This is a genomic window from uncultured Odoribacter sp. (assembly GCF_937966165.1).
Lineage (GTDB): Bacteria > Bacteroidota > Bacteroidia > Bacteroidales > Marinifilaceae > Culturomica.
Map to the genome: position 1 here is coordinate 33,043 of NZ_CALCLB010000010.1, position 13,696 is coordinate 46,738.

10 protein-coding genes are annotated in these 13,696 nt (G+C 41.3%); 7 read left to right on the forward strand and 3 right to left on the reverse strand.

Annotated elements, in window-relative coordinates; all coding sequences use genetic code 11:
• Positions 1-176 precede the first annotated feature (176 nt).
• Both Q0465_RS03205 and Q0465_RS03210 read left to right on the forward strand, forming a co-directional pair.
• Positions 177-878 (forward strand): hemerythrin domain-containing protein, encoded by a 702-nt coding sequence (locus Q0465_RS03205; protein WP_298612712.1) that lies wholly within the window; start codon positions 177-179, stop codon positions 876-878.
• Positions 868-1,470, forward strand: a complete 603-nt coding sequence (locus Q0465_RS03210) for a LuxR C-terminal-related transcriptional regulator (RefSeq protein ID WP_298612714.1) — start codon at positions 868-870, stop codon at positions 1,468-1,470. Before Q0465_RS03205 ends, Q0465_RS03210 begins: the two co-directional genes overlap by 11 nt.
• A gap of 471 nt (positions 1,471-1,941) precedes the next feature.
• Here the strand turns inward: Q0465_RS03210 and Q0465_RS03215 are convergent, their stop codons facing one another.
• From Q0465_RS03215 to Q0465_RS03225, 3 genes are read right to left on the reverse strand one after another with little or no spacing between them, the layout of a single operon-like run.
• Positions 1,942-4,005, reverse strand: coding sequence for a GDSL-type esterase/lipase family protein (locus tag Q0465_RS03215; protein ID WP_298612718.1), 2,064 nt, complete (start codon positions 4,003-4,005; stop codon positions 1,942-1,944).
• On the reverse strand, positions 4,002-4,670 hold the full coding sequence (locus Q0465_RS03220; RefSeq protein ID WP_298612720.1) for an SGNH/GDSL hydrolase family protein: 669 nt from the start codon (positions 4,668-4,670) through the stop codon (positions 4,002-4,004). The genes Q0465_RS03215 and Q0465_RS03220 overlap by 4 nt, the downstream gene beginning before the upstream one ends.
• Complete coding sequence (locus Q0465_RS03225; RefSeq protein ID WP_298612723.1) at positions 4,667-6,691, reverse strand: family 20 glycosylhydrolase; 2,025 nt, start codon at positions 6,689-6,691, stop codon at positions 4,667-4,669. The genes Q0465_RS03220 and Q0465_RS03225 overlap by 4 nt, the downstream gene beginning before the upstream one ends.
• A gap of 162 nt (positions 6,692-6,853) precedes the next feature.
• Here Q0465_RS03225 and Q0465_RS03230 point away from each other — a divergent pair, with 162 nt between their 5' ends.
• From Q0465_RS03230 to Q0465_RS03250, 5 genes are all read left to right on the forward strand, one after another.
• A complete protein-coding gene (locus Q0465_RS03230) occupies positions 6,854-8,689 on the forward strand; it encodes a DNA topoisomerase IV subunit B (protein WP_298612725.1) in 1,836 nt (611 codons plus the stop codon).
• A gap of 64 nt (positions 8,690-8,753) precedes the next feature.
• Positions 8,754-11,441, forward strand: coding sequence for a DNA gyrase/topoisomerase IV subunit A (locus tag Q0465_RS03235; protein WP_298612728.1), 2,688 nt, complete (start codon positions 8,754-8,756; stop codon positions 11,439-11,441).
• Between the two features lie 66 nt (positions 11,442-11,507).
• Complete coding sequence (locus Q0465_RS03240; RefSeq protein ID WP_298612730.1) at positions 11,508-11,978, forward strand: shikimate kinase; 471 nt, start codon at positions 11,508-11,510, stop codon at positions 11,976-11,978.
• A 79-nt stretch (positions 11,979-12,057) separates the two neighbouring features.
• On the forward strand, positions 12,058-12,651 hold the full coding sequence (locus tag Q0465_RS03245; protein WP_298612733.1) for a nitroreductase family protein: 594 nt from the start codon (positions 12,058-12,060) through the stop codon (positions 12,649-12,651).
• A 259-nt stretch (positions 12,652-12,910) separates the two neighbouring features.
• The gene (locus Q0465_RS03250) at positions 12,911-13,681 is read left to right on the forward strand and encodes a polysaccharide biosynthesis/export family protein (RefSeq protein ID WP_298612735.1); all 771 of its coding nucleotides are present in this window, start codon (positions 12,911-12,913) and stop codon (positions 13,679-13,681) included.
• Positions 13,682-13,696 lie beyond the last annotated feature (15 nt).

A 13,696-nucleotide genomic window follows, 5' to 3' on the forward strand; every position in this document is an offset into this window, starting at 1 on the left:
TAACCCGGCTCATTTTTTTTGTTTCTTTTTTTAATTTAATATTTGTCAAAATTCACCATTTTTGGGGATTGCGGGACCGGTTTTCGTCCGCTAACTTTACGCAATTTCTTAGCATTTAATGTATGGGTAAGTTTGACAGAAATTGTATTATTTCCGATATTTGTAACAAAAAAGAAATGACACAAAACAATTCCTTTTTTACGGCTGAGATGAAGTTAGCCGATTTAATTCACCTGGATTATAAGTTATTATTACTATTGCCCCGTTTCGGTTTGAATTTGGGATTCGGAGATCAGACCGTACAGGAATGCTGTGTCCGGGTTGGGGTTTCTCCGCAATTATTTATTATGATATGTAATATATATGCCTTTGAAAATTATTCTCCCCGGAAAGAGGAAATTGATCAGACAGAAATAACTCAGTTGCTTTCTTATCTGCAGCGGTCTCATTCTTATTACTTAGATGAACGCATTCACATGATACAGGATCAGTTAAAGATAATGTCTGCGAATTGTAACCTGGCTCATCAGAAAATATTGAATCGGTTTTTTGAGGAATATAAAAATGAAGTGATCAACCATTTTGAATATGAGGAAGAAACGGTTTTTCCCTATATTCAAAATATTGGATTGGGTAATAAGGTGAAAGGGTATGAGATCGAGATCTTTGAACAGAATCACAGTAATATTGACGATAAGCTCCATGACCTGAAAAATATTTTTATAAAATATTGGCCGGCTGATTCTTCTCAAAAAGAACGGACTGCCGTTTTGTTTAATATTTTTTCTCTGGAAGAAGATTTGACAAAACATACTTTTATAGAAGATAAAGTTTTAATCCCCTTGGTTCAGAAATTAGAACAGCATTATGGTAAGTAGCAGGAAACGTTACCGGATCGTCATCATTGAGCCTTCTGCCCTCATAACAGCTGGTTTACAGGAATTGGTCAAAGGGGAAAAGGAATTTGATATTATTGCTGTTTTCGCTGATTGCTGTCATTCTGCGGAGCATATCAATGATTTACGACCGGATTTAATTATTTTGAATCCCTTGATCGTAGATTTTAAATACAGACATTGTGTGGAGGATTTGTTTGTGGGGAATGTACCTCTTGTCGCTTTGGTATATCAATATGTAGAGCCGGAAACATTGCGGCATTACCGGGCGGTTATCGATATTGAAGACGACCGCTCTAAGATTGTGCGGAAATTGTTGCAGGTCATGGAAACGGTAACCCCCCGTCCGGATTTGCCGGAAGGAAATGAGCTGTCAGATCGGGAAAAAGAAATATTGGTCAGCGTAGCTAAGGGAATGATAAATAAAGAGATTGCCGAACAACATCATATTTCGATTCATACGGTTATTTCTCACCGGAAAAATATTAGCCGCAAGACCGGAATTAAATCGGTGGCAGGGTTAACTGTTTTTGCCATTCTCAATAATCTGATCGATATAAACGAAGTGGAATAAAGGTGGTTTTATTTTTACTTTCTGTTTGAGGAAGCTATTTTTTCTTTAAGTGGAGGCAGGTGCATTTTTCAAAAATTATTTTTCTTTTAAAAACGGGGTAGGGAAAAAAGCGTTTGCTAAAGTGAAAACCACAGGCGGCTAATTCCTGTGGTTTCTGTAAAAACATATTAATCAATTGTTGCTGTACCTTTTGTGGTCATACAAAAATAGCTTGAATCGTGGTTTCTCCCAATCCCTAATTAAAGGGGAAAATCGGTTTCTTAAACGGCAAGAGTAATTATTTATGGGGATAAATCAGACTTCCCGGTGAAATTATCGGTTATAGCGGAAGGATATTTATTCCATTATGCGTTGGTTGGCAAGGAGCCGGCTTCCCGGATAATTGTCAAGCTGTAAAATATTTATCCGTTTTATAAGGGCGTTTCTTTCTGTTGGTCCGGAAGAATTTTTCTTTTTCTATTGTTTTGTTTATTACAGATCTGTGCGGAATGTCGAAGCCGGAAGATCATCTCCATTGACTAAATTGGCACGGGTAAAAGGTTGCCAGGCGTATCTTACGGCACAAGGATGGGGTACTTCCGGCGAGGTAACGATTATTTTGTCGTTTTCAATGCTCGCTTTTGCCGGGTAAAATAATCCGTCCGCACCGGCTATTTCAAAACAGCGCGGGGCTTGTCCGTCGGAAGTTTTCAGATGATGGCCATAGTCAAATTCCACTAGTGCCTGTCCTTTCCGGAATCGGACAGACCGGAACAGGGGACCGGAAGGAGTAATCAGTCTGTGATAGGTTTTGCATAAAGCCCAGCGTCCCAATCGTTCTCCTATTTCTTTTTTGGGGCGTGGGTGTACATCCAGAGAATCTCCCCTGTCGGAGGAAACAGCCATGCCCGTATCCGGAATTTTTCGGAGCAGGCGCCGCTGGCTGTCCCGGAACCAGGGCCAGGAGGGTCTGCTGAGACTCGATAATTGCACGTAATAGAAAGGGAGTTGCGGAGATTGCCAATATTGCCGCCAGCTATTTACCAACAGAGGAAAGAGTTGTTCGGATAGTTCAGTATTATGGGCATTTGATTCCCCCTGGTACCAGATAATTCCGCTGATGGTATAGTGTTCCAGAGGAAGTATTCCGGACTCGAAGAGGTAACAAGGTTCATAAGGGTGGCGCTGTTCTTTGCGGGTGGCTTTCCGGATGTTTTGCCCGGCTCGTTCACGCACCCAGTCCTGGATCATATCGTTATTTTTCCAATTGCATAGTATATCCGGGAAATTGTATTCTAAAGTGTGGCGGTCTATCCAGGCCTCGCAGGGAGAACCTCCTACAGCGTTTAGGATAAGTCCGACCGGTATGTTTAAACTGTCATTCAGCATTTTGCCAAAGTGGTAGGCAATGGCGGAGAAGTCCCGCACAGTGGTTGTATCCGCCTCAACCCATCCCGGAGAGTGGAAATATTGCAGCCTGTTCAGGGAATCCAGGAAAGAATGGCGCCATTCTACAGCATTCGTTTCTTCATAAGGTTGCATATGGAAAAGCCGGATTTGTGAATGCCGGGTTTGTTTGAGGTCTTCCTGACTTGTGGTGCAGTATTTTAAAGGAAAGGCCATATTGGACTGCCCCGAACATACCCAAACTTCTCCCATCAGGACATTCCGGTAAATGAGTTCCTGTCTGGAGGTATGTATTTCAAGCGTATAAGGTCCTCCCGTCTGAAAAGGGGGAAAAGTCACTTCCCATTTCCCGTCCGGCCCGCAGATTGTATGCTGTTGCTTTCCTGCAATTTTAACCCGGACTTTTTCTCCCCTATCGGCTTTTCCGGATATATGCAGGGGGGTGTTCCGTTGTAATACCATATTATCGGAATAGAGAATGGGCATTTGAAGTCCGCCGTAATCACCTGTAATTGCTGCATATACAGTTTGCGCCAGTATCTTTGCTCCTTCCGGATCCGGATGCAAAGCATCCGGGAAAAGGTCAGGCCGGTGGTAAAGTGGTTCCTCCAGATCAATCAGACCTACTTCGTTATGAGCGGCTATTTTCTCAATTTCCTTTTGTATTCCGGCATACCAGTCGCGGGTGCCCGAGCGGAAACGGGGATGTCGGTCGCCAATAGGGGATAAACGGCAAATCCAGATTTTACAGTGGGGATTTGTCGTTTTGAAAGAGGCAATCAGTTCCGTATAATCTTTTATAAAATCGTCCCGGTAATTGGGCCAGTTCCGGGGATCGGTATCGTTTAATCCCAGATGTATAATTACCCGGTCTGCTGAGAATTCCAAAGCTTGTTGATATTCCGGTTGATTCACATAAGGACGGTGTCCTTTTTTGAGCAAGGTCGCGCCACTTTTCCCGAAATTTTTAACTACATAATTTTCCCCCAATAACTTTTGTAGCTGAGCCGGATAGGCATTCTTTTCCCGCTCGGGAAGTAAATAGCCGTAGGTGACGCTATTGCCTACGCAGGCTATTTTTATTTTTTCTTTCGCAAAGGCGAAAACCGGCAGGAGCAAGGCTGTCCAGAGGCATATATAAATTTTCATTTTTCTTGTATGTAAGGTAATACAATTTCCCGCCACAATAAATACCCTTTTCCCAAAAGATGCAAACCGTCGTTTGTATAGTCGGGGTTCATTTTTCCGGAAACCGGGTCGGCAAAATGAGTCCATAAATCAATATATGTAATTTGGGTTTTCTGAGCGATGGAACGGAGTTGTTCATTAATACGGGCGGCGATTTCTCCCCGGGAAGTATGATCTTTGAATTTTCCATAACAGTCGTTTACAGGAAGTATACTTTGCAGATAAAGTTTTGTGCCGGGAGATTCCCGGCGTATTTTCTGAAGAATCATACTGATATTTTGAACGATGGTATCGGCAGGGATACCCCGCGCTATGTCGTTAATTCCGATAAGCAAAAATATTTTAGCCGGCCGTCCTTTTACGATAGGGTCCAGACGGTCATAGACTCCCCTTGTAATATCTCCGCTGATGCCTCTGTTTTTGATCCGCACGTCCTGAAACAGTTCGCTCCATTCACATCCGTTTGTAATACTGTTTCCCAGGAAAAGAATGTCCTGTGAGCTGGCCGGAAGGATTTCGAAAAGACTGGCTCTTTGTTCGTAGAATGTAGAATGTTTCCGTTCTTGGGCAAAAACGGCCGTAAATAGCATAAAGCTAAGCAGAAGTGTTGAAAACAGGTATTTCATTTTCTTATAGGTTTAGGTTTTATTTTATCGGGAGAATAAATCAAATCTTCAGTGGCCTTCTGTCCGTCAGGGGTTACAAAGAGGACGGTGAACATCCATTTTTGAAGCCGTATTTCAGGAGTCGAAAATTTTCCGATGGGTAATTTTAAAAATAATTTATTCCAGCCTTTTTTTAAGTGTACTAAAAGCGGGGGGCGGGCTGAGCCATTTTCGTTACCCAGGGCTATTTCCGTAGAAGGAGAAGTATGGGCATTCGACCAGCTGGGCGGGAATAATTCGGTTTCATTTAACCAGATACGGCTTTCCCGGTAGTCCCATTTCCCCGGAGGAGGAGGGAGATCCGCTTCAGAACGGCCGTAATTTTGAAATTCTACCCATAAGCCGGTTTCCTGCTTGCGGGGAGAGTAGACCCAGGTCCAGGCATAGGCAGTGTGATTTTCTTGCGGAGCTTTGAAAAATCCGGGTACTAAATTTCCCCATACATGCCGCAGGTAAATACCGGCCCCTCTGGCCTGCCGTACAGAATAAGTTTGCTTTTGATAGGTATAGTTCCGGCATAACTTTTTTTCCGGAGGGAAAGATTTCCCGAGATTTCCTTCATTGGGAAACGGGTCCGTAATATTCCATTTTACTTGTGTCTGACGGACGTAAGGAAAAGGGTATTGCTGTAAATGGTGTTCTTTTTGCCAGAGGAGCCGTTTTTCAAAATCGGCAAAAGCTAGAAATACAGAATCGTCTTCCGGGGGAAGAATCGTTCCGTTTTTATCGAAATATTCACTTCCTCCTCCCAGCCACGCCCGTTCGGCTATAGCTAACATACAGGGATAAAAATTATTTTCCAGAATAATATTCTTTTCCGGCTCAACCAGGCGGTCGTTCCAAAGGGCTGCTATTACTCCTGCAATTTCTTCACTTCCTGACTCGCAGTTGTATATGCGGCTGTTGTATAGCGCAATTAAATCTCCAAAAATATCGTAATGGTTCAGATAATGAAACCGGGAGTCAATGGCCGGAATTCCAGCCTGGGCTTTTCCACGGTAACTCCATAATTGGGTCATATCTATTTCTCCTTTCTTATAGGTCCAACCCGGATTCCAGGAGATTACTTTCTTCCCTTTTGCACGGATATAACTGACCATTTCAGGAACAAAATCCGGATTGGAGAAACGGGTTTCATCCGTACCGATGTGTAAATAAGGAAGGTCGAAAACGGTACAAATTTCATCCACTAATTGTTTGAGGATTACCATTCCTTGCCGGCTTTGCATATCGCAACCGAAAGTACGGGTAAAAGCTTCACTATGTCCCGGCATTTCGATTTCAGGTATCAGGAGTACATGGTGTTGTTTACAGAAATGGACCAGTTCCCGGGCTTCTTCTTGCGTATAATATTTGCCGGGCAGCCGGCTCATATTGATACTGTCGTTGAGTTGGGGGTAGATTTTGCTTTCTATCCGCCAGGCTTGGTTTTCTGTCAGGTGCCAGTGGAAAGTGTTGATTTTATAACGTGAAAGCAATGCAATTTCCCGTTTCAATTCCGGAAATGAAATATAACCTCTGCCGGTATCGTGCATAAAACCTCTGATGCGAAAAGCCGGCCAGTCGGTAATCGTACAGCCATGAAAATAGTTGCCCTCAGGGGATTTTAATTGCCGTAACGTTTGAAGAGCGCGGAAAACCCCTGTTTCCGTCTGAGCTTCTATACATATCGTTTGGGAAGTAACCGAAAGGTGATAAGCTTCTTCCGGATTGTTTTGTATGTTTTCCAAATGACCGATAAGGCGAATTTCCATTTTAAGAGCGGCTTGTATATCGGGTATTCCTCCGGCTTCTTTCAGGAGCATTTCACATTCTTGTTGCAATACCGGTGTTTTCAATTGAATTCTGCCAATCGGAAAACGCTCTTCATTGAGAGTAATGAGCTGTGGTTTAGGTAAAAGTAACGGAAGTTCAGACTGGCTGAACAGACGTATGGGAAAAGTCAGCAATAAACCAAAAAGATAAATTAAAAAAAACTTCATGGGTGTAAAACTTACTCTGAACAATATCTCCAATAATAATACAAATATAGTATTTATTTTTAATGATTTTTTAAGTCTCTTTAAAAGTCTGAGCATAATTCTGCCAGTTCTCTAATTCTTTTTTTGAGGTAAAATCATTACTTTTGCACAAAACTGTTTAAAATGGTAGAAAACTATTCGGAGGATTCAATTAAGACGTTAGATTGGCAGGAACACATCCGTTTACGTCCCGGGATGTATATCGGGAAATTGGGAGATGGTTCTTCACCCGACGACGGTATTTATATTTTGGTGAAAGAGGTGGTAGACAATTCTATCGATGAGTTTGCGATGGGTTGTGGTTCGGAAATTGTGATTTCGGTGGAAGACCGGAAAGTAACTGTACGGGATTTCGGGCGGGGGATTCCTTTAGGAAAATTAGTGGATGCTTCTTCTAAGATGAATACAGGTGCAAAGTACGATTCGGAAGCATTTAAGAAATCGGTGGGATTAAACGGAGTCGGTATCAAGGCGGTAAATGCTTTGTCAGAAAGTTTTGAAATTCAATCTTTCCGGGATGGAGAGACAAAATATGTCCGTTATAACCGGGCGAAAATTGTGGAAGACCGGAAAATTGAACCGACACAGGAGCCTAATGGGACACGGGTGACTTTCTTAGCAGATAAGGAAATATTCGGGAATTATTATTATATTGCTGAATACCTGGAAGCAATGGTCAAAAACTATGTGTTTTTAAATACGGGATTAGTGATCGTATTCAATGGACATAAGTTTTTTTCCAAGCGGGGATTGTTTGACTTGTTGACAGAAAATATGAATGGAGAAGGGCTTTATCCCATTATCCATCTGAGGGGTACTGATATTGAAATGGCAATGACCCACGGACGGCAGTATGGGGAAGAGTATTATTCTTTTGTCAACGGGCAACATACAACCCAGGGGGGAACACATTTGAATGCCTTCCGGGAAGCTCTGGGAAAAACAATCCGGGATTTCTATAAAAAGGATTTCGATATTTCGGATATCCGGACGTCTATCATTGGGGCCATTAGTATAAAAGTACAGGAGCCTGTATTTGAATCCCAGACGAAGACAAAGCTGGGGTCGAAAGATATAGCTCCGGGAGGGCCGACGGTGCGGAATTTTATTATGGATTTTGTAACCAAGGAGCTGGATAATTATTTGCACCGGAATCCGGATACAGCAGAATTGTTGTTGCGGAAAATTGTGGAAACAGAAAAGGAGCGGAAAGCCATGTCGGGAGTGCAGAAAATTGCCAGGGAACGGGCTAAGCAGGTAAGCCTGCACAACCGGAAGCTGAGGGATTGCCGGGTACATTTCAATTCTTCCCATGAACGGAAAAATGAATCTTCGATTTTTATTACGGAAGGGGATTCGGCCAGTGGTTCCATTACGAAGGAAAGAGATGTAAACACACAAGCTGTGTTTAGTTTAAGGGGAAAACCGCTGAATTCTTATGGACTGACAAAAAAAGTAGTTTATGAAAACGAAGAATTCAACCTGTTGCAAGCTGCTTTAAATATTGAGAACGGACTGGAGGATCTGCGGTATAATAATGTGATTATTGCTACCGATGCAGATGTGGATGGAATGCATATCCGGTTGTTATTGCTGACATTTTTCTTACAATTTTTTCCCGATCTGGTAAGGGCGGGTCATGTTTACATTTTACAGACCCCATTGTTCCGGGTACGGAATAAAAAGGAGACCTCTTATTGTTATACCGATACAGAGCGGGAAATAGCCATCAAAAAGTTGGGGCCAAAGCCGGAGATAACCCGTTTTAAAGGTTTAGGCGAGATCTCTCCTAATGAGTTCCGGAATTTCATTGGAAAAGATATTCGTTTGGAGCCGGTAAGAATTACAAAAGGAGATACTATACCGGAAGTTTTGAGTTATTATATGGGGAAAAATACCCCTGAACGACAGGATTTTATCATCGACAACCTCTATATAGAGAAAGATGAACTGAGATAAAAATTCTGATTGAGGGCGGAGCCGGATAAATGAGAAGTGTAGATGATAAATTGAAAAAAGGAATATGAATAAGGAGAATATGATAGGGGAAGAAGAGAACAAGGAAGAACAGAAATTACCTACTGAGGATTTGCAGGGAGAGGAGGATAATCCTCAAGAGGAAGGGATGAACGGAGAACCGGAAGAAAACGGAAAAATCCGTTCCATACAACACCTTTCCGGTATGTATCAGAAATGGTTTTTGGATTATGCTTCTTATGTAATATTAGAACGGGCTGTACCGTACGTGAATGATGGACTGAAACCGGTGCAGAGACGTATTTTGCATTCCATGCGGGAAATGGATGACGGGCGGTATAACAAGGTCGCCAATATTATCGGGAATACAATGAAATATCATCCCCATGGGGATGCTTCTATCGGAGATGCGTTAGTACAGCTCGGGCAAAAAGATTTATTGATTGATTGTCAGGGGAACTGGGGAAATATTTTGACGGGGGACGATGCTGCTGCTCCCCGTTATATTGAAGCCCGTTTGTCCAAATTTGCCTTGGATGTAGTATTTAATCCGAAAACTACGAATTGGAAACTTTCGTACGACGGGAGAAACCGGGAACCGGTGACCCTTCCTGTGAAATTTCCGCTGTTGTTGGCTCAAGGGGTGGAGGGAATTGCTGTCGGACTGGCTTCAAAGATTCTGCCACATAATTTCAACGAACTGGTTGAGGCCTGCATTGCTCATTTGAAAAATGAGCGTTTTATACTATACCCCGATTTCCCGACCGGAGGTATGATAGATATCAGTAAGTATAATGATGGCCTGAGGGGAGGGAATGTGAAAATCCGGGCTAAAATAGAAAAAGACAGTAGTAATAAGGTGCTGAGAATTACGGAAATCCCGTTCGGACGTACTACTTCCACGCTGATCGATAGTATTATCAAGGCCAATGACAAAGGAAAAATTAAAATTAAAAAAATAGACGATAATACAGCCCGGGAGGTAGAGATCGTAATTTATTTAGCTCCCGGGGTGTCTTCGGATAAGACAATTGATGCTTTATATGCTTTTACCGATTGTGAATTGTCGATTTCTCCCAATTCCTGTGTGATAGAGGATGAGAAGCCTTGTTTTATGCCAATTTCTGAAATATTGAGGAAATCGGCAGACGATACGGTGGCTTTATTGAAATTGGAATTGGAAATTCGTTTGTCCGAATTATCAGAAGAATGGCATTTCGCTTCTCTGGAAAAGATTTTTATTGAAGAGCGGATTTATAAAGATAAAAAATTTGAAGAAAGTCCTAACTTACAGAAGGTGCTGGCACATGTGCACGAGAGATTAACCCCTTTTTTACCCCAACTTTGGCGGAAAGTTACGGATGACGATATTAAGCGCCTGCTGGAAATAAAAATGAAACGGATCCTTAAGTTTAATTCGGAAGAAGCAGATCGGTTTATTAAAGGATTGGAAGAAGAAATTGCTCAGGTAAAGCATAATATAGAAAATATTATCCCTTATTCGATTGCTTATTATAAACGGATAAAGACAAAATACGGGAAAGGAAGGGAGCGGAAAACTGAGATCCGGAATTTTGAAAACATAGAAGCTGCCAAGGTTGTTATTGCAAATGAAAAACTCTATATCAACCGGGAAGAAGGTTTTATCGGAACGGCATTGAAGAAGGATGAGTTTATTTGCGAATGTTCCGATATGGACGAAGTGATTATCTTTAAAAAAGATGGAAGTTATTATGTGACGAAAGTAGCTGACAAGATATTTGTAGGGAAAGATGTATTGTATGTGAATATTTTCAAGAAAAATGACAAGCGTACCATATATAATGTCGTTTACCGGGACGGCCGTTACGGAAGTTCTTATGTCAAACGTTTTAACGTAACCGGAGTGACCCGGGATAAGGTTTACAATTTAACGAAAGGTACGCAGGGTTCCAGGGTACTTTATTTTACAGCAAATCCCAATGGGGAGGCGGAAGTGGTGAAAATTTGTTTGAAACCGAAGCCGAACATTAAAAAGCTGGTATTTGAATATGACTTTGCAGAACTTGCTATAAAAGGCCGGGATACTCAGGGAAATTTATTGTCCAAAAATGATATTCACAAAATCAGTGTGGTGCAGAAAGGAGTATCTACCCTGGGAGGAAGGAAAATCTGGTTTGATGAAGATGTACTTCGTTTAAATACAGATGAAAGGGGAAAATACCTGGGAGAATTCCAGGGGGAAGAACGGATTCTGGTCGTGAATAAAAACGGGACCTATTATACCTCTACTTTTGATTTGACGAATCATTATGACGAAGAATATCTGATTATAGAAAAATTTGATGAACGGAAAGTATGGTCGGCAGTCTTTTTTGATGCTGAACAGCAGTTTTATTATTTAAAGCGGTTCAGATTTGAAGAGACGACAAAGATTTTGTCTTTTATCGGAGAGACAGCGGGTTCTTGTTTAGTGGCACTGAGCTGTGAAAGACATCCCCGCTTTGAGATCCTCTTCGGCGGAAAATATGTCAACCGTCCGGCAGAAGTGATACAGGCCGACGGGTTTATTGCTGAAAAATCCTATAAGGCCCGGGGAAAACGCCTGACTACTTATGAAGTAAAGAAAATCCGGGAAATTGATCCTTTGGTATTAGAAGAAGAAAATGCAATTAATTCGGATGTGGAATTCGAAGTAACCAATCCTTCAGAGCTAGCTGACGACGAAGAACAGATGAAGTTAGAATTTGACTAAGGGGGATAAAACAAGCAGATGAAAGGGATAGGATAGAATTGTTTCTGTAATTTTATTTAACAGGGAATGAAGTATTTTTTAGTTGGATATATGGCATGCGGAAAAACGCGGAAGGGACGTGAGATGGCAAAAGAGCAGGGTATCCGTTTTATTGACCTGGATGCTTACATTGTGGAGCGGGAGAGGAGTAGTATTGCAGAAATTTTCGCCCGGGTAGGAGAAGGGGGATTTCGTAAATTGGAAACCCGCTATTTACATGAAGTATGTGAGTTGTATAAGGATTTTATATTATCTACCGGAGGAGGGGCCCCTTGCTTTAATGGAAATATGGAATATATGAATAATTGCGGACATACTATTTTTTTAAATACGGATATTGATACCATTACGGTCCGCTTGATCCGGGGAAAGCAAAAACGTCCGATCGTGAGTGCTTTAAAAGATGAGGAAATCCGTGATTTTGTCGTAAAACATTTAGAACAGAGGTTGCCGTTTTATAAAATGGCAAAAGAAGAGATAAAAAGTAGTTCTTTGTGAGGAAGGAAAGAGGGTGGGACAGAATTATGAAGGGAGAATGTAACTTCACAGGAGACAGATCTGTATAAAGTATAAATAAATGAAAAATTCTGTTTTAATTATAGCATTCATTAGTATTATGGCTACATCTTGTTGTAATAATCGTCCTCAGGAAGATTTTATCCGAACTCAGGATGCGATTGAAAATATTATGTCGCGGAAGAGTGTACGTAAATACCTGCCCAAGCCGGTGGAAGAAGAAAAAGTTCAAATACTGCTCAAGGCTGGCATGGCTGCACCCAGCGGGAAAGATGTGCGTCCTTGGGAATTTGTAGTTGTCACCGAACGTTCTCTGTTGGATACCCTGGCAGAAGCTTTGCCCTATGCTAAAATGTTAAGGCAAGCCCCTCTGGCGATTGTTGTATGCGGGGATACCGCTAAATCTTCTTATTGGTATCTGGATTGTTCTGCTGCGGCAGAGAATATATTGCTGGCAGCTGAAGCTTTGAAGTTAGGGGCAGTCTGGACTGCAGCTTACCCGTATGATGACCGTATGGCTGTGGTAAAAAAAGAAACCGGATTGCCGGAAAATATTCTTCCCTTATGTGTAATACCTGTCGGTTATCCGGCTATTCCACATAGTCCTAAGAATAAGTATGATGAAACAAAAATCCATAAAAACAGATGGAGATAAGGGTTTACATAAAGAAAATTTTTTGTGAAATAGAATGAGGCGGCAGAAGGTAGGATGCCTAAATTAGAGGGGTATGTAATAAAAAATTAATATTTTTTTATTTTCGTATTTTTTATCGTTATATTTGCCTGCTTTATTGTGGCGAAACAGAGGAATGTGAAGGGGAAAGCCTGCAAATTTTTATATTTTAGTTATCCATAATTTGGGGAGGGGCTTTTGAAATAAATCTGCACTTTATAAACGACATAAAATTCAATGTATGGGAAAGTATAGAAATATCGTAATACTTTTATTGTTGAGCCTATTAGGTGTATCATGCGTGTCATCCAAAAAAGTAATTTATTTACAAGATGTGGATGTAAATGAACGGATAAAAACGGAATCTGAGTATAAAACGGTTATACATCCTGATGATTTGCTCTCTATTATTGTTTCCTGTGATGATTTTGAAGCGGCAACTCCTTTTAATAGTCCGATGATCGGTTTGGGACGGGAAATTCCGAATTCACAGCAAGGTGCACAGCAAGGATATATTGTTGACAAGGAAGGATATATTGATTTTCCTGTTTTAGGTCGGATTAAAGTGGATGGTATTACCCGCAATCAGTTGTCGGAATTATTAAAGCAAAGATTATCAACTTATTTGAAGAATCCGATTGTTACCATTCAATTTCTCAATTTTAAAGTGACTGTTTTAGGTGAAGTCAAAAATCCGGGAAGTTATAAGGTGACAACTGAACGTATTTCTTTGTTCGATGCTTTAGGTATGGCAGGAGATTTACAGATTAGCGGAAAGCGGAAAAATGTGCTATTGATAAGGGAATTAGGAAACGAAAAGCAGTTTGCCCGTATTGACCTGACTTCTTCCGATTTTGTCGATTCTCCTTTCTTTTATTTGCAGCAAAATGATGTGATATATGTGGAGCCTAACAAAGGAAGAGTTGTAGGAGGAAATATGGGAACTTTCTGGACTTATGTGGTGTCCAGTATCTCGACAATTGTCGCTATTGTCGCTCTGATTGTAAAATAATTTAGATTTATATTT